The organism is Micromonospora sp. NPDC051925, assembly GCF_044548625.1.
Classification (GTDB): Bacteria; Actinomycetota; Actinomycetes; order Mycobacteriales; family Micromonosporaceae; genus Micromonospora.
In genome coordinates this window covers 119,573-137,269 of sequence record NZ_JBIUCH010000002.1, presented here as the reverse complement: position 1 = coordinate 137,269, position 17,697 = coordinate 119,573, and the positions used below count along the sequence as shown (strand labels likewise).

Here is a 17,697-nt window from a genome sequence, read left to right as displayed (position 1 = left end):
AGCGACGGAGCCGGGCAGCAGCGGCGCGGTGTTCCTGCCCACGGATACTCATCCAGCCGACGAGACACGCGCTACCGATGCCGGTTGCGGGGATGCTCCTTGGCCGTCCGCTCGTTGCCGTGTCGGTAGTTGCCGGTGAGGCGTGCCATCAACTCCTGCGGATCGTCGCTGTCCACGTCGATCAGGAACCGCGCCGCGGCGGCGCCCCGAAGCACAGCGGCAGGGCGGCCGTGGTGCAGCAGCTCCACGTCACCGTTCTTGCGCAGGCGATGGGTGAATCCCTCCGGTGTACCGGACATCACCACATCATCCACACAGGCCGATGCGCACGCGACCGAATTACGCCGCCTGCCATGCCTGCCGAGAATAGGGTCGCTTCCGTGATCGAGGACTTCGCCAGCCGGCTCCTGCACGACGTGGCCCGCCTCGACCCTTGTACGGCGGTGGTCGAGGGCGGCGAGCAGGAGGTCGACGGGCTCACCGGCTACAGTCCGGACGGCCACCAGGCCCGTGCCGATCTCGCCGCCCGCGCCCTGCGCGAACTGCATGCGGCAGCCACCGGCCCGCTCCAGCTCATCCGCCAGGCCGTCGAGGCCGCGGTGCCCGGCCGTGACGCCGAGGGATCAGCCCACGAGGAGGGCTGGGCCCGGGTCGGCGCACCGGCATGGTGAGTACGGCATAGTTCAGCGTCCCACACAACGGGTCGACCAGCCACACGGGTCCGTTTTCGCCGGTTCCCGTACGCCCGCCTTCCTCTCCCACCACCGGGTCGTCCGGCCGGGCCGCGTGCAGGACGTCGAGAACGGCCCGCTCCGCTTCGATGTCGGCCGTCGTGGCGAAGTCCCCGCCCACCTTCTCGAAGCGGGTCAATGACGTCCCGTAGTGAGAGCGTACGACCGAAGCCCCGGCTTCCGCCGCTTCGATGGCCAGATCCCGATCGCTGATCGACATGGCACGCACGGACCCTAGCCGGCCAGTTCGACGAGCGGGAAGGCCCGGTGCCGCCGGGGCGGGACCAGGAAGTTCTGCCGACGGGTGCAGGTCAGGAAGCGTTCCAGGCCGTTGTCCTGCTCGGCCACCCGATGCTTGCGCGCCAGGTCCACCGATGCCTGGCTGCGCCGCATCCGGGCGAAGAAGTCCGCGGTCGGCACGAAGGCGCTGAAGTGCAGCTTCGGCTGGCTGCTGCCGTCCGGCACGTCCATCGGGTCGAAACCCGGGCCGTCCACCCGCAGGTGCATGGGGGTGCCGTCCGGCGCCCGGGAGCTGCGCTGGAGGGTGGACAGGTGACCCATCCGCCGCTCGCCCCGGGGCAGGCCGACCCCCCGGGCGGTGCGCTCGGCGTAGTCCGGGCCACGGTTCTCGGCGGGCAGGAAGGACGGCCCGCCGCCGTCGGTGAGCTGGTCGGGGTTGCCGGGGTGCACCGGCGGGGCGTGGAACATGTACTGGACCCGCTTGGTGAAGTTGCCGTTCTCGCTCGGCGGGGTGTCCGGCGCGGCCATGTCGTAGAACTGGAGCATGTCGAGGATGACGTGCGACAGGTGCTGGATGCCGCCGTTGTCCAGGTAGTCACCGGGTCGGGCGGTGCTCAGCCGGGCCGAGGGGTGGCCGGCGAAGGTGCAGATCGCCGGCGGCCCGGAGGCGTTGACCTGCTGGTCGGAGAAGCCCATCCACATCGGCGAGTCGGGCTGGATGAACCGGGCGTACGGCAGCCGGTTCTGCTCGGCCACCGAGCGGGGCAGGCCGACCTGGGTGAACATGTGCCGGCTGGAGGTGACGGTGAGCAGCCCGGCGAAGGCCGGCGCGGGCGTCGGTCGGCCGGCCAGCGTGTCGCTGCCGTCGAACCAGGCCAGCACGTCCTGGATCACCGCCGCCCGGTCGCTGCGGAAGGTGAACAGCAGGTCGTTCTCCTCGATCCGGACCGGCACGGTGAACCGTCTCTTGGTCACCCCCGGGTTGTCCGGATGGACGTCGGTCGGCGCGGGCGTCGCCTCCTCCAGCACGGACCGGGTCGGGTCGGCGAGCAGCCGGGGCAGGTGCGCGCCGACCAGGTCACCGGTGAGACCGCCGGGTAGCCGCCGGAAGTAGGGCAGACCGTAGGAGACGAAGGTCATCAGGTCCGCCGCGCCGAACGGGTAGCGCGACTCCAGGGCGGCGAGCACCCGGGTCAGCTCCCGCTGGTCGTCGCCGCCGGGTGTGCGGGACAGCGCGGCGGTCAGGTAGACGGTGTGCACCGGCGGCATGACGAACGGGCCGCCGGTGGGCGAGGACTGCTCGGGCGCGCTGAACCGGGCCACGTCGAACTGGATGTCGGGCAGCCCCGCCGCCGGGTCGGGGGCGGCCGGTCGGGCCGGGGTACGCACGCCGGCCGAGCAGGCGGCCAGGGCCGAGGCGGCCATGGCCAGCGCGCCGCCGGCCAGCATCGTCCGGCGGTTGAGCCGGGACTCGTCGCCCACCCGTCAGCTCGACCGGTCGAGCGCGGCGCGCAACGCCTCGCCCAACTCCTCGTCGCCGGGGTCGGTCAGCCGCACCGTGTGCGCGGTGAGCCCGACGAAGCCCTCCCGGGCCCCGCCGTTGCGGGTGGGGCTCACCAGCACCGCGTCGGCGTCCCCCTCGACGTCGACGTGCCGGGTGCCCTTGGCGTAGCTGGCGAAGGAGCGCAGGCCGAGGGCATCGAGGACCGGCGCGAACGCCGACGGCCCGCCCCGCAGGTCGGGGGTGGGCACCCCGGTACGCGAGGCGTCGAGCATCCGGCGCACCGCCGCGCCCAACTCGCGGTCGTCGACCGGCCCGTCGAGGAGTACGAAGGCCCCGTTGGCGATCCACATGCCGTCGCCGGTCAGCGAGGAGGAGTGCGCGACGTACCGACCCCTGCGCAGGTCGAGTGCGGCGAGTCTGGTCATTGGTGTCCTCGGTGGAGAGGGGGACGCCCCAGGGTACCCGTGGGACGTCCCCGGTGGTCTATCTCATCGGGATGATCCGGACGGTCACCCCCTTCTGGGCACCGTACTGGACTATCTGGTTGAGCGCGTTCTGCTGGGCGCTGGTGGCCGCGCCGCGTGGGACGGCGATCTCCAACTCCCGGGCGGCGACCTGGCCCGGTCTGATGGTGACGCCGTCCCACTTGACCGGGTTGCTCTTGGCGAAGCCGGCCGCCTTGTCCACGTAGCCCTGCAACCGGCTGGTGAGCTGGCCGGCGCTCTGGTAGCTCTTCGCGGTCAGGTCGACGCTCTTGATGCTGGTGGCGGTGCCGTTGGCGAACCGGTCGATGGTCGGGAAGCTGCGGGGCAGGTTGCCGCCGAGTTTGGCCTCGATGGCCAGGCCGCGCTCGAACTGGTTGAGCTTCCAGACCGAACTGCCGGCCTTCAGGTACGCCCCGAGGCCGCCGGTGAGCGCCCCCAGCGCACCGCCGATGGCGAAGTCCTTCAGGGCGTCGCCCGCGCTGTACTTGCGCCCGGTCAGCGCGGCGAGGCCCGCCCCGATGCCGACCGAGGAGGCGCCGCCGATCAGCGCCCCGATCAGGATCGGCACGCAGATCGGGCAGTCGCCGTTGGGGTCGGAGAGGTTGACCGGGTCGTTGAGGGCGTACGTGTAGAGGTTGGTGCTGCCGCCGCCGAACCCGGCCGGGTCCTGGCTGAGGAACCGGCCCGTCTCCGGGCTGTACCAGCGGGCCCGGTGGTAGGACAGCCCGGTGTCGGCGTCACGTTCCCGGCCGGTGAAGCCCTGGGTGTTGCCGCTGGTCGCACCGCTGGCGGTGACCGCGCCGAACGGGTCGTAGGCGTACTGGGTGGTCAGCGTGCCGGCGGAGTCGGCCAGGCCGAGCACGCCGCCGAGGGCGTCGGTGACCGGCACCCGGGCGCCGGCGGCGTCGGTGCGGACCAACGTCTGGTCCAGCCCGGCGGTGAGCCGGTCGGCCACCGCCGCGCCGGTCTGCTCCCGGACCAGGTTCTGGCCGTCGTAGCCGAAGGTGGTGGTGGCCGCACCGGAGGTACGGCTGGCCAGCCGGCCGGCGGCGTCGTAGCCGTACGAGGTGGCCAGGCCCGGCCCGGTCACCCCGGTCAGCTCACCCCGGGCGTTCCAGGTGTAGCCGCGCACGCCGTCGCCGGTCAGGTTGCCCTCGTCGTCGTAGCCGAACGTCCGCTCACCCCGGCTGGTCAGCCGGTTCGCCGCGTCGTAGCTGGCCGTCGGCCCGGTGGCGGGGACGGTGACCTGGGCGAGGCTGCCGGCCAGGCTCGCCACCCGACCCGTGCCGTCGTAGCCGTAGCGGAGATCACCGATGGGCACCCCGCCGGTGGTCTCGTAGGACAGCCGGGTGAGCTGGGAGGCGTCGTCGTAGGCGTACCGGGTGGTGACGCCGGCCTGCTCGACCCGGGTGGTGCGGCCGGCGGCGTCCCGCTGCCAGGTGGCGGTGGTGCCGCCCTGGGTGATCCGCTCGATCAGCCCGGTCTGGTCGTAGCCGTAGGAGATCGCCGGCTGACCGGGCACTGTCATTCCGGAGCGCCGGCCGGCCGCGTCGTAGCTGTAGCCGACGGTGCCGGTCGGGCCGGTGACGCTGACCACCTGGTCGAGGTCGTTCCAGCCGAGGGTGAGCAGGCCACCGGCCGAGTCGTCGATGGTGGCGAGCCGGTCCAGGGTGTCGTAGCCGAACCGCTTGGTGCTCTCGTAGGTCGGGCCGGCGGTGACGCCGTACCCGATGAAGGTGGTCCGGCCGAGGACGTCGTACTCGGTGACGGTGGTCTTGCCCCGCCGGTCGGTGGCGGAGACCACCCGGCCGAGCACGTCGTACGTCTGGTGGACCTGCTTGCCGAGCGGGTCGGTGACGGTGATCGGGCGGTCCGAGCTGTCGTAGGCGACGCTGGTGCTGTTGCCCCGGGCGTCGGTGACAGTGGTCAGGTTGCCGTTGCCGTCGTAGGTGAAGGTGGTGGCCCGGCCGAGGCCGTCGGTGCTGGTGACGACCTGGTTGTCCGGGTCGTAGCGGACCCGTTCCAGCACCCCGTTCGCATCGGTGACCGCGACCGGGCGGCCGACGGCGTCGACGAAGCTGCGGGTGGTCCGGCCCAGCGGGTCGGTCACCGCGACCAGGTCGCCCTGCTCGTAGCGGTAACGGGTGGTGTTGCCGAGCGGGTCGGTGAACGAGGTGACCTGGCCCTCGGCGTTGTAGGCGTAGCGCCGGGTCCGGCCGGCGGCGTCGGTCGCGGCGGTCAGGTTGCCCCGGTCGTCGTACTCCATCCGGGTGGTCCGGCCCTGGTCGTCGGTGACCGAGGTGAGCTGCCGGTACGGCCCGCCGGAGGTGACCGTGGCGGACTGCGCGGCGGCGGTGCCGGCGAGCGCGGTGAGCGAGGTGAGCTGCCCGCTCGGGCCGTACCCGAGGGTGGTCCGCCGCCCGTACGGGTCGACCAGCGCGGTCGGCAGGTGGGTGACCGGGTCGCGGGCGGTGGTCGAGGTACGCGCGTGGGCGGTGCCGGCGGCGGTGGTCTCGGCGGTCACCCGGTGGTCGCCGTCGAAGCGGGTCTCCCGGACGCTGCCGTCGGGCTCGGTGACCGCCGTCTTCACCACCTGGCCGGCGGCGTCCGTGGTGTAGGCGAACCCGTAGGTCACGCCGCCGGGCATGGTCTGGGCGGCCACCCGGCCGGCGGCGTCGTAGCTGTTGGTGAGGTAGGTGACGCCCCGGGCGTCGGTGACCGTGGTCATCCGGTGCGCGGTGTCGTAGGTGTACGTGGTGGTCCGGCCGCCCGGCGAGGTGACCGTGGTGAGCCGGCCGGCGGAGTCGTAGCCGTACTGCACGGTCCGGCCCGCGTTGTCCTGCGCCCGGGTGACCCGGCCGCCGGTGTAGCTGAGTTTGATCCAGCGTCCGTTGGGCGAGGTGATCTGGGTGATGTCGCCGGACTGCCCGCCGGTGGACCGGGTGAGGGTGATCTGGTTGCCGTGCCGGTCCCGGATGGACTGCAACGGGGCGTTCTCCCCGAAGACGTAGACCATGCCGTCGGTGCGGACCAGGTCCCAGCCGTCACCGTTCCAGCTCATCACCGAGTCCCGGAACGGGCCGGTGGTGTCGACGGCCTTGAACACCGCGTCGGTCCAGCCGGTGCCGGGGCTGGTCCGTACGAGGTGGACCTTGCCGCTGTCCGGGAAGATCAGGTCGGCCTCGACGTACTCCTGCTTGGAGTTGACGAAGATGCCGTAGGTGAAGTTCGCGCCGATGCCGAACTCGCGGTTCTGGGTGTCGTTCTGCCGGTAGGTGCGGGTGATCGAGATCGGCAGCACGTCGTTGACGGTGAGGTCGGTGTGCTCGTCGACGAAGAGGCCGCTGGCCAGGTCGACCGGGTCGCCGCCGTCGTCGCCGTCCTCACCCGGGCCGGTGCCGGCGGGACGCTTGCCGCTGCCGTTGAACATCGCCCCGGTGAACTCCCAGACCCGCACGTCCGGGTCGGGCACGATCTGCCGTCCGTCCGGGGTGACGGTGCCGTGGCCGTAGATGTACCAGCCGGCCTCCGCGCCGGTCACCGCACAGACGGCGGGGGCCTTCGCCGCCTTGGCGGGCTTCTTCGGGTACGACTTCACCGGCGTCTTGACGCACGGCGTGCGGCCCGGGTCGTAGTCCCAGAAGTCGAGCCGGCTGCCCGGGGCGAGGCCCTGGGTGTTCGGGTAGATGATCTGCGCGCCCTCCGGCAGGATCACCGAACCGCCGGGCTGCACGGTGAAGTAGACGGGGGTACGCACCCCGGCCGGGAGCGGAAACGGCGGCTGGTCCACCGGCAGCGCGGTGATGGACAGTTCGGTGACCCGCTTGCCGGCCCGGTCGCGGATCACCGAGCCCTCGGGCAGCCGCACCTCGAAGCCGGGGATGGCCGGGGTGGTGATGACGGTCTGCTTGCGGGTGGGCGAGGGGAAGCGGACGCTGTTCGCGGTGTCGAGCCGGGTCATCCAGATCGGGTAACCCAGCTCGACGGTCTCCCCCGCCCGCAGGTCCACCCCGGTCTCGAAGCGGCCGAACGCCCGGCCGGGGCGGCTCGCCGTCGCCCCGTCGATGACCAGGACGTGGTGGCCGGCGGTGAGCCCGGTGAGCAGGAACCGGCCGGTGGCGTCGGTGCGGGTGCTGCGGCGGCCCACCGCGAGGGTGACGTCGGCGAGCGGCTCGCCGTTGAGCAGCAGGGCCTGCCCGGCGAGCGCGGTGACGCCCCGGTCGGCCCGCAGCGCCGGCTGGAGGTGGCCGTACGCGCCGGTGCGGTGGCTCGCCCAGTCCTCACCGGCGAGGTTGAACCGGTCCGGGGTCCAGGTCTCGGTGGGGTCACCGACCGGCCGGACCGTGCGCTTCGCCGATTCCGTGCCCTTCGACGGCGTCTTCTTCGCGGCGGGGGCTGCGGCCGGCAGCCGTACCTCGCCGGTGATGCCGCCGACGGTGCTCGACGACGGGTCGACGAAGACGGTGTACGTGCCGACCACCGGCAGGGTGACCGCGCTGAGGGTGCAGGTGTCGCCGCAGTACACGCTGCTGCCGAGGTTCGTCCCGTCCGGTTTGCGGATGACCACCGTGGCGTTGTAGCGGCTGTAGGTGCCGGCGGTCATCGCCACGGTGACCACCTGGCCGGCGCTGCCGGGGAAGGTGAGCGTGGCGTTCTGGCCGGGCACCGGGGTGGTCACGGTGGCCCCCGCACCTCCCGGGGTGACGGCCGCGGTGGCGTCGGCCGGGACGTCGTACACCTGGAGGGCGACCGCGCCGGTGGACATGCCGTCCGGGTTGAGCAGGATGGTGTACGTCCCGGCCACCGGCAACGTGGTCACGTCGAAGAAGCACGTCGCCCCGCAGTACGCGCTGCTGGTCAGGTTCGACCCGTCCGGCTTGCGGATGATCGCCGTGGCGTTGTAGGTGCCGTAGCTGCCGGCGCTGCCCTGCACCGAGATGCGCTGCCCGGCGGTGCCGGGGAACGACAGCACCGCGTTCTGGCCGGGGGCGGCGGTGGTCAGGGTGACCGCGCTGCCGCCCGGCGTCGTGCCGGCGGCCACGTCGGCCGGGACGTCGTACACCCGCAGCGAGACCGTGCCGGTGTACATCCCGTCCGGGTTCAGCAGGATGGTGTACGTCCCGGCCACCGGCAACGTGGTGACATCGAAGAAGCACGTCGCCCCGCAGTACGCGCTGCTGGTCAGGTTCGACCCGTCCGGCTTACGCACGATCGCCGTCGCGTTGTACGTCCCGTACGTGCCACCGGTACCCTGCACCACGATCCGCTGACCCGCCGCACCCGCGAACGACAGCACCGCGTTCTGCCCGGGGGCGGTGGTGGTCACCGGCACGGCCGGGCCGCCGACGGTGGCACCGACCGCGACGTCCGCCGGCACGTCGTAGACCCGCAGGGTCACCGCTCCGGTGAAGGCCCCGTCGGGGTTCAGCAGGATGGTGTACGTCCCGGCCACCGGCAACGTGGTCACGTCGAAGAAGCAGGTCGCCCCGCAGTACGCGCTGCTGGTCAGGTTCGACCCGTCCGGCTTACGCACGACCGCCGACGCGTTGTACGTCCCGTACGTGCCACCGGTACCCTGCACCACGATCCGCTGACCCGCCGCACCCGCGAACGACAGCACCGCGTTCTGCCCGGGGACCGTGGTGGTGAGGGTGACGCCGGCCCCGCCCGGGGAAGTGCCGGCGGTGACGTCGGCCGGCACGTCGTACACCTGGAGGGTGAGCGCGCCGGTGTAGGTGGACGCCGGGTCGACCAGGATGCTGTACGTGCCGGCGACCGGCAGCACCACCGTGTCGAACAGGCACGACGCCCCGCAGTACGCGCTGCTGGTCAGGTTCGACCCGTCCGGCTTACGCACGATCGCCGTCGCGTTGTACGTCCCGTACGTGCCACCGGTGCCCTGCACCAGGACCCGCTGCCCGGCCGTGCCGGGGAACGTCACCACCGCGTTCTGCCCGGGGGTGACGGTGGTGACGGTGACCGGGGCGCCGCCGGGGGTGGTGCCGACGGTGGCGTCGACCGGCACGTCGAACACCTGCGCGGTGAGGCTGCCGACGGCCGCCACGGCCGGGTCGACAAGCACCGTCCAGGTGCCGGCCGTGGCGAGCGACACCGAGCTGAACGAGCAGCTCGTCGCGCAGGCCGAGGAGCTGACCGTGCTGCCGTTCGGCGCCCGCAACGTCACGGTCACGCTGCCGCCGCCGAACGCACCGGCGGAGAGGCTGACGGTGACGACCTGCCCGGCCGTGCCGGGGAACGACACCACGGCGTTCTGCCCCGGCACGGTGGTGGTCACCGACACCGCCGCCCCGCCCGGGGTGGTGGTCGCGGCGGCGTCGGCGGGCACGGCGTACACCCGGGCGGTGAGCGCCCCGACGGCGGTCGTCCTCGGGTCGACCAGCACGGTGTACGTGCCGTCGGCCGACAGCGTCGCGGTGTCCAGGAAGCACGACGTCCCACAGGACGTGTTCGAGACGACCGCACTACCGTCCGGACGACGCAACGTCACCGTCGCCTCGGACGAACCGTACGTGCCACCCGACACCTGCACCGCCACCCGCTGACCCGCAGTCACCGGGAACGACACCACCGCGTTCTGCCCCGGCACCGTCGTCGTCACCGACACCGCCGCCCCACCCGCAGTGGTGGTCGCGGCGGCGTCGGCGGGCACGGCGTGCACCTTGACCGTGATGCCGCCGACGACCGTGCCCTTCGGGTCGACCAGCACGGTGTACGTGCCGGCGGCCGACAGCGTGGCGGTGTCCAGGAAGCACGACGTCCCACAGGACGTGTTCGAGACGACCGCACTGCCGTCCGGACGACGCAACGTCACCGTCGCCTCGGACGAACCGTACGTGCCACCCGAGAGCTGCACCGCCACCCGCTGACCCGCAGTCACCGGGAACGACACCACCGCGTTCTGCCCCGGCACCGTCGTCGTCACCGACACCGCCGCCCCACCCGGGGTGGTGTTGGCGACCGCGTCGTTGGGCAGGTCGTAGACCTGGGCGGTGATGCCGCCGAGGGTGGTGCCGCTCGGGTTGACCAGCACGGTGTAGGTACCGGTGGCCGGGAGGGTGACGGCGTTGAACGCGCAACTCGTGCCGCAGTAGCTCTCGCCGACCACGGTGGAGCCGTCCGGGGCGCGCAGCGTCGCGCCCGCGTTGTAGGTGCCGAAGGTGCCGCCGCCCAGGGTCACCGAGACGACCTGCCCGGCGGTGCCGGGGAAGGAGACGACCGCGTTCTGCCCCGGCACGGTGGTGGTCACCGACACCGCCGCCCCACCCGGGCTGGTGGTCGCCGAGGCGTCCGCCGGCACGTCGTGGACCTGGACGGTGACCTGGCCGAGGACGGTGGTGTCCGGGTTGAGCAGGATGGTGTAGGTGCCGTCGACCGGTAGGACCGTGGTGTCGAAGAAGCACGACGCCCCGCAGTACGCGCTGCCGGTCAGGTTCGACCCGTCCGGCTTACGCACCACCGCCGAGGCGTTGTACGTCCCGTACGTCCCACCACTGAACTGCACCGACACCCGCTGCCCCGCCGTGCCGGCGAACGAGACCACGGCGTTCTGCCCCGGCACGGTGGTGGTCACCGACACCGCCGCCCCACCCGGGCTGGTGGTCGCCGTGGCGTCCGCCGGCACCAGGTGGACCTGCACCGCGACCTGGCCCACGGTGGCCCCGTCGGGGTTGAGCAGCACGGTGTACGTGCCGTCGACCGGCAGCGTCACCGTGTCGAAGAAACACGACGCCCCGCAGTACCCGCTGCCGGTCAGGTTCGACCCGTCCGGCTTACGCACCACCGCCGACGCGTTGTACGTCCCGTACGTCCCACCACTGAACTGCACCGACACCCGCTGCCCCGCCGTGCCGGCGAACGAGACCACGGCGTTCTGCCCGACGGCGGTGGTCACCGTGACCGCGCCGGCCCCGGGCGTGGCGGTCGCCGTGGCGTCCACCGGGACGTCGTGGACCTGCACGGTGACCGCGCCGACGTAGCTGGTGTCGGGGTTGACCAGGATGGTGTACGTGCCGTCGACCGGCAGGACGGTGGTGTCGAAGATGCACGAGCCGCCGCAGTAGCCGCTGCCGGTCAGGTTCGACCCGTCCGGCTTACGCACCACCGCCGACGCGTTGTAGGTGCCGTACGTCCCGCCGGTGAACTGGACGAGGACCCGCTGGCCGGCCGTGCCGGGGAACGAGATGACGCTGTTCTGGCCGGGCACCGTCGTGGTCGCCGTCACCTGCGGACCACCGGGCGTCGCGGCCACCGCGGCGTCGGCCGGCACGTCGTACACCTGGACGGTGATCGCCCCGGTGGTGGCGGCCTGCGGGTCGACGAAGAGGGTGTATGTGCCCTCGGTCGGCAGCACGGTGGTGTCGAGGAAACAGGCGGCGCCGCAGGAGCCGTTGGAGACGACGGTGCCGCCGCCCGGCTTGCGCAGCGTCACCGCGGCGTTGTAGGTGCCGTAGGTGCCACCGCTGAGCTTGACCGAGACCCGTTGGCCGGTGCTGCCGGGGAAGGTGACCGCGCCGTTCTGGCCCGACACGGTGGTGGTGACGGTGACCGGGGCCCCGCCCGCCGTGGTGCTCGCCGCCGCGTCGGCCGGCACCTCCTGCACGGTCGCGGAGATCGAGCCGGTGACCGTGCTCGCCGCCGCCAGCAGCAGCGTGTACGTGCCCGCCGTGCGGGCCGTCGCCGTGTCGATGAAGCCGGTGGCGCCCACGCACCCGGCCGACGCCGCGGTGCGCCCGAACGGGTCGAGGAGCTTCGCGGAGACGCCACAGGAGCCGAAGGTGCCGTCGGCGAGCTTCACGCTCGCCCGCTGCCCCTCGGCCAGGTCGAACACGACAAGCGCGATGTCGCCGGCGCTCGGGATCGACACCGGCGTGGTGGCGCCGAGCGTGGTCCGGGCGGTGTGCGCCACGTCGGCGACGGTGTACGGGGCGGGCGCGACGAACACGTCGGCCGCGCTGTCGCCGCTGCCGTGGGCGGTGCGGACGCCGATCCGGCCGGAGGCGACGCCGGCGGGCACCTCGACGGTCAGGCTGCCGGCGGCGGCCGTCGGGAGGAAGGCCCGGGTGCGGTTGAGGGTGACGGCGTTGTCGGCGGCCTGGGTGGCGAAGCCGGTGCCGGTGACCGTGACCGTGCCGCCGGGCGCGACGACGGAAGGGGCGACGGCGGTGACGGTGGGCGCGGACTCGTCCGGCCCGGTGACCACGAAGGACTGCGGGCTGGTCGCGGTGACCCCGCCGACGGTGACGCTGACCAGGCCGGTGGTCGCCCCGGCGGGAACCCGGGCGACCAGGCGTCGGCCGGCGGCGCTGGTGACGACGGCGGGGACGCCGTTGAACGCGACGGTGTTCTCGGCCGCCACGTCGGAGAAGCAGCCGCCCTCCAGGGTCACCTCGGTGCCGACGGCGGCGCGGGCCGGCACCACCGACAGCAGGGCCAGGGCGGGGGCGGGGCTGCCGTCGTTGCTGACCGAGGTGATGTTGCCGGTGGGGTCGTACCGGTAACGGGCGGTCCGACCGGCCTGGTCCTGCACCCCGGTGAGTTGCCCCGCGGCGTCGTAGGCGTAGCCGACGGAGTCGCAGGAGACCGAGGCCGGGACGATGTCCGGCAGGTCCGCCCGGACGGCGAAGGCCAGCAGCAGGACGAGGGCGGCGAGCGTCGCGGTCGACCGTAGCCGGACACCTGCCCAGACCCTCGATCGGATGGTACGGCGGCCGAGCGGTCCCGACATGCTGCCTCCCCAGACGCAACTTCTGGTGGCAAGATAGGCGAGATCCATCAACGCGAATAGATAGCCGGATGAACAGCGGATTCCCCGACCCGGTCGCCCACCGTGGTCGGGTCGTCTACCGGCTCAAACGGCGGCTGGCGACGGTAACGGTGTCAGCTATAGGACAGTTGATTGTGTAGTCCGATCACGGACAAAAGTGGGCAGGCCAGCGCACCGTACGCGACCGGGGCGCATTCTCGGGTATTTCCACTGCGCCACCGCCCCATTTCGGACGCTACTTTCCGAATGCTGCCGGACCGTCCGTTCGCACGATTTCCACGACCTGCCGGCCCAGGGCGCCGCCCTTGTCGAAGGCGTGATGCGCCGAGCGAGGCTCACGCGTCACCGTCGACTGAGTAGGGATACTCAGCAGGGGCACCGTATGCGGCCTCAGGCTTCGCCGCGGCGGCACGGCCAGGATCCTTGTCATGGCCGAGCTACCGCACCGACACCTCGCACTGCGTACCGCCGAATCGCCGTTGCCGGCCGTGGCGGCGCGCGGCCGGCAGGTCGGGCTGGCGGCCCTCGGCCGGGTGGTCGCCGCGCTGAGCCGGCTCGCCGGTCGCCATCCCGCCGGATGGCGGTGGACGGCACGGCGGCACCACCCGGTCCTGGACCGGCTGGCCGCGGCGAACGCCCAGGCGGCCTGCGCGCGGGCCGCCCGGCAGGTCCCCGCCTACCGGGCCTTCCTCCGCGCCCGCCCGGCCGGGGCCCGCCGCCGGCTCGAGGACTTTCCGGAGACCGACAAGCTCGGCTACGTGGTGGCCTACGACGCCGCCGCGCGCTGCCGGCACGGGCGGTTGCCCACCCGTGGGGTGGTGGTCGACGAGTCGGCCGGCTCGGCGGGACGGCCGTTCAACTGGCCCCGTGGGGACCGGGAACTACGCGCGGTGCACCGGGACATCGCCGGCTACACCGGGCTGGTCTTCCCGATGCGTCGGCCGTTCGTCATCAACGCCTACTCGATGGGGGCCTGGGCGACCGGGACGACGACCGGCGCGGCGATGGCCCGGATCGCGGTGGTGAAGAACACCGGACCGGACCTCGGGAAGATCGTCGACACCATCCGGGAGTTCGGCCCCGGCTTCGACTACCTGGTGACCGCCTATCCGCCGTTCCTGAAGCACCTGCGTGACCGGCTCGACGCCGAGGGCTTCGCCTGGTCGCGGCACCGCGTCTTCGCCAGCTGTGGTGGCGAGGGGATGACCGAGGCGCTGCGCGACTACCTCGAGCAACGCTTCACGCTGGTCCGTTCGGCGTACGGGGCCTCGGATCTGAGCATCGGCATCGGTGCGGAGACCCGGTTCACGGTGTGGCTGCGGCGACGCCTGCAGACCGACCGTGGACTGCGGGCCGCCCTGCTCGGCGACGACGAGCAACGGCTGCCGATGGTGTTCCAATACAACCCGTTCACCACCTTCCTGGAGACCAACGAGCGGCGGGAACTGGTGTGTACGGTCACCGGCGGTGACGTGCTCCAGCCCCGGCTGCGCTACAACGTCGGGGACGAGGCGCTGCTCGTGCCGTACCGGCGGGTCGTCGATCTGGTGGGCGCCGACCCGGTGCGTCGGGCCGAGCTGCGCACCGCGGTCTCGGCCGAGCGGATGACCCTGCCGGTGCTGCTGCTCTTCGGTCGGAGTGACTCCACGATCTCCTACCTCGGCGCGAACCTCTACCCGCAGGACGTCGAGTACGGCCTCTACGCCGGAAACCCGTACGCGGCCGAGATCAGCCGGTTCTGCCTCGCGTTGGTCGAGGACGCGGCGTTGGAGAGCCGACCGGTGATCCACCTCGAACTGCGCCGCCCGCTGGCCGCCGGGCAGCGCGACGCGCTCATCGACGCGTGCCGCGGTGGCGTACGCCGGCACCTCACCTCGGTCTCCCGGGACTTCGCCCAGTCCCTGGTGGAGGACTCGACCGCCGGCGACCTGCGGGTCGAGCTGCACGAACCCGGCACCGGCCCGTTCGCCGGTCAACAGAAGATCAAGAACAGCTATCTGGTGAGGTGACCATGCGCACCCGTGACTTCTCCCGAGCCCCCGCGCAGGCCCGTGCCGGCGCCATGTTCATCGGCGGAACCCGCTACGCGAATCCGCTGGTGCTGCTGCGGCTGGCCCCGGCCTGGTTCCGGATGGTCCGTGACCTGCGCCGGATGAACGGCTACTGCTGGCACACCGTGTACTGGCAGTTCCCGTTGACGCTCGGCACGATCGCGTTCTTCACCGACCGCGACGCGATGCTGCGCTTCGCCCGGACCCGGCACCACCGCCGGCTGATGGTCTGGCTGACCGACGGAACCCGCAACGCGACCGCCGGTTTCATCCGGCTCTACACCGCCGCGCCGGACGGGTACTCCAACGGCGCATGGCGGGCCGAAGGCCCCGAGATGGGGCACATCGCGACCTTCACCGCGCTGGGCGCGGAGACGACCGGGCCGGCGGTCCGCCGATGAACGCGGGCAGCCACCGGTTCGAGCGGGTCACCGACCGGCGCGGCCTGCGGCAGTTCCTGGCCTTCGCCGACCGGCTGTACGGCGGCGAACCGCGGCACGTGCCCACGCCACGGCAGCAGATCCGCGGCTGGTGGCGGGCGGGCGTGCCGCTGTACCTGCTGCGCGACGCCGCCGGTGCGGTGGTCGGCCGCACCACCCTGCACACCGACGCGGACTTCGACGCCAAGCTCGGCCGCCGGTGCCAGCTCTTCGGGCTCACCGAGTTCACCGAGCACGCCGCCAGGCCGCTGTTCGACGCGATCACCGCGCACGCCGACGCCGACCGGGACCTGCTGTTCGGCCCGGTGGCGCTGCTGCCCAACCAGGCCGGTGGCGTGATCACCTCCGGGTACGCCGAGCGGGGCTTCGTCGACAGCGCCTGGAACCCGCCGTGGTACGCGACCGCCTACGAGGCGTACGGGTTCGGCCGCCGGTTCGAGTCCGACACCTGGATCTGCCCGGTGCCCGCCCCACCGGGGTCGGCACCGCCGGTGGGTGTCGACCCGGACGGCGCGCGGATCGAGCTGCACCGGGGTGACGTCCGGCGGCTCGACGCACAGCTCGACCTGCTGCGCGGGATGCTGAACGCCTCCTTCGCCCAGCTCGGCTACTACACGCCGATCTCCGCCGCGCAGTTGCGGCGGCAGACCGACGGGTTGGCGTACCTGCTGGACGAGTCGTTGCTGCTCTACCTGACCCGGGACGGCCAGCCGGTGGCGTTCGTGCTCTGTCTGCCGGACATCAGCGAATTCCTGATCGCGGTCCGCGGTGACCTGCACCGGGTCAACCAGGTGCGGTTGCTCGCCGCCCGCCGCCGGTACCGCCGGGAGGCGGTGCTGATCGTCAAGGGCGTGCTCCCGCAGTACCAGGGACGTGGCTACCAACGGCTGCTCTCCGCGCACCTGCACCACAACCTGCACGGCGCGGGCTACACCACCCTGCGCAGCACCTACGTCGAGCGGGACAACCCGGCGTCGGCCGCCCAGTACCGACGGCTCGGCGGTCGGCCACTGCACGGGTACACCTTCTACGCCAAGGAGCGGTAGGTGGACGTCGACGCGTTCCGCGCGCTCGAACCGTGGTGTTGGCGGGCCCCGAGCGCACACAACACCCAGCCCTGGCGGCTGCGCTACGAGCCCGGCGCGGTCCGCGTCGGGTGGGACGCCGCCCACGCGTTGCCCGCAGCCGACCCCACCGGCCGGGACCTACGGCTGTCCCTCGGCGCGTTCGTCGAGACCTGCCTGATCGTCGCGGCCGACGCCGGCCTACCGCTGGAGTACGTCGCCGACCACGACGAACGGCACCGGTGGGTGGGTCGGCTGCGGCCTGCCCGGCACCGCTACCCGACGCCCTTCCGCACCACCGACGTGTGGGAGCGCCGTACCGACCGGGGCACCCTCACCGGGGCGGCGGACGAGGACACGCTCGCCGCGATGGAAACGGTCGCCCGGCAGGCCGGCGGCGTCGTCCGGACCGTGCCGCACGCCGGCCGGCTCGGGGCCCTGCTGCGCGCCGCCGACCGCCGACTGTACGCGGACCCGACGATCGTCTCCGAGCTGCGCCGCTGGTTGCGGCTGGACCCGACACACCCGGACTACCACACCGACGGGCTCACCGACAGGTGCCTCGCGCTGTCCCGGCCTGCCGCCGCCGGGCTGCGGGTGGCACTGGCCGGGTACCCGGTACTGCGTCCGCTGGGGTTGCCGAGGCTGCTCGCCGCCGGTGACGACCCGCTCGCCCGCGGTGGGACCGTGCTGGTCCTGGTCGCCCCGGACGGTCTCGACCTGCCCGGACAGGTCGAGTTCGGGCGGGTGCTGCTGCGGTGCTGGCTGGTCCTGCAGACGGCGGGGCTGGTGGCACATCCGCTGAGCCAGCTCATCGACGTCCCCGCCACCCGGACGGCGCTCGGCGCGCTGCTCGACGTGGCACCCCAGCGGCTGGTGCACGTCACCCGGGTGGGCCGGCCCACCCGGCCGGCACCCCGATCGGCACGCCGGGTCAGCGGCAAGCGCGCCTGACCAGGCACGGACCGGTCGGCGTTCCCGCCTGGCGGCCGGGCTGCCGGGGCGTCCACACCACCACTTACGGGCGGATGGCACCGCGACCGACCGGCAGCACCTGTTCGCCGCCGAGGACACTCCCCCTGCGCACTTCCGATTGCTCTCGCCCTCGGGAGATCCGACGTTCGACGCCCCTGCGACCCGCGCCCTGACGGCACTTCACCAACTGGGCTGGAATCCGCGCCGTCCGGACACCCACCATTCCCTGCCGAGATCGTCTCATTGACCGATTGCGATGCGACAACTAGCATCTTGTGCGCACGGGGTTCCGAAGGTCGGTTGCCGCCTCCACAGCGGATACTTTCGAGGCTTGGGACCAGCCGATTCACGGCGCTCCTTCGCGAAACACCTTCCGGAGCGATTCCCAGCCATTCTCGACCACTCGCCCTCCTAAATAACGCA

9 protein-coding genes and 1 pseudogene are annotated in these 17,697 nt (G+C 72.5%); 5 read left to right on the top strand and 5 right to left on the bottom strand.

Features of this window, described 5'->3' with window-relative positions:
• Window positions 1-71: 71 nt before the first annotated feature.
• The gene (locus tag ACIG87_RS03525; protein WP_396848176.1) at window positions 72-299 is read right to left on the bottom strand and encodes a hypothetical protein; all 228 of its coding nucleotides are present in this window, start codon (window positions 297-299) and stop codon (window positions 72-74) included.
• Between the two features lie 81 nt (window positions 300-380).
• Here ACIG87_RS03525 and ACIG87_RS03520 point away from each other — a divergent pair, with 81 nt between their 5' ends.
• Window positions 381-671 carry a hypothetical protein gene (locus ACIG87_RS03520; RefSeq protein WP_396848189.1) on the top strand — a complete coding sequence of 97 codons (291 nt, stop codon included), beginning with the start codon at window positions 381-383 and terminating at the stop codon, window positions 669-671.
• Here ACIG87_RS03520 and ACIG87_RS03515 read toward each other — a convergent pair.
• From ACIG87_RS03515 to ACIG87_RS03500, 4 genes and pseudogenes are all read right to left on the bottom strand, one after another.
• Window positions 658-951, bottom strand: a pseudogene (locus ACIG87_RS03515) (inositol monophosphatase family protein); the annotation flags it as partial. The gene ACIG87_RS03520 and the pseudogene ACIG87_RS03515 sit on opposite strands and share 14 nt — an antisense overlap.
• Before the next feature lie 14 nt (window positions 952-965).
• On the bottom strand, window positions 966-2,453 hold the full coding sequence (locus ACIG87_RS03510) for a hypothetical protein (RefSeq protein WP_396847789.1): 1,488 nt from the start codon (window positions 2,451-2,453) through the stop codon (window positions 966-968).
• Window positions 2,454-2,456: 3 nt separating this feature from the next.
• Window positions 2,457-2,900: a hypothetical protein gene (locus ACIG87_RS03505; RefSeq protein ID WP_396847787.1), complete on the bottom strand. Its 444-nt coding sequence runs from the start codon at window positions 2,898-2,900 to the stop codon at window positions 2,457-2,459.
• Window positions 2,901-2,958: 58 nt separating this feature from the next.
• Window positions 2,959-12,705 (bottom strand): RHS repeat-associated core domain-containing protein, encoded by a 9,747-nt coding sequence (locus ACIG87_RS03500; protein WP_396847785.1) that lies wholly within the window; start codon window positions 12,703-12,705, stop codon window positions 2,959-2,961.
• A gap of 467 nt (window positions 12,706-13,172) precedes the next feature.
• Here ACIG87_RS03500 and ACIG87_RS03495 point away from each other — a divergent pair, with 467 nt between their 5' ends.
• The 4 genes from ACIG87_RS03495 to ACIG87_RS03480 are packed head-to-tail and all read left to right on the top strand — an operon-like array spanning window position 13,173 to window position 17,253.
• Window positions 13,173-14,753: a phenylacetate--CoA ligase family protein gene (locus ACIG87_RS03495; protein ID WP_396847783.1), complete on the top strand. Its 1,581-nt coding sequence runs from the start codon at window positions 13,173-13,175 to the stop codon at window positions 14,751-14,753.
• Window positions 14,754-14,755: 2 nt separating this feature from the next.
• Window positions 14,756-15,196: a DUF4188 domain-containing protein gene (locus ACIG87_RS03490; protein ID WP_396847782.1), complete on the top strand. Its 441-nt coding sequence runs from the start codon at window positions 14,756-14,758 to the stop codon at window positions 15,194-15,196.
• Window positions 15,193-16,281 (top strand): GNAT family N-acetyltransferase, encoded by a 1,089-nt coding sequence (locus ACIG87_RS03485; RefSeq protein WP_396847780.1) that lies wholly within the window; start codon window positions 15,193-15,195, stop codon window positions 16,279-16,281. The genes ACIG87_RS03490 and ACIG87_RS03485 overlap by 4 nt, the downstream gene beginning before the upstream one ends.
• On the top strand, window positions 16,282-17,253 hold the full coding sequence (locus ACIG87_RS03480; RefSeq protein ID WP_396847779.1) for a nitroreductase: 972 nt from the start codon (window positions 16,282-16,284) through the stop codon (window positions 17,251-17,253). It begins immediately after the preceding gene.
• The last annotated feature ends 444 nt before the right edge of the window (window positions 17,254-17,697 follow it).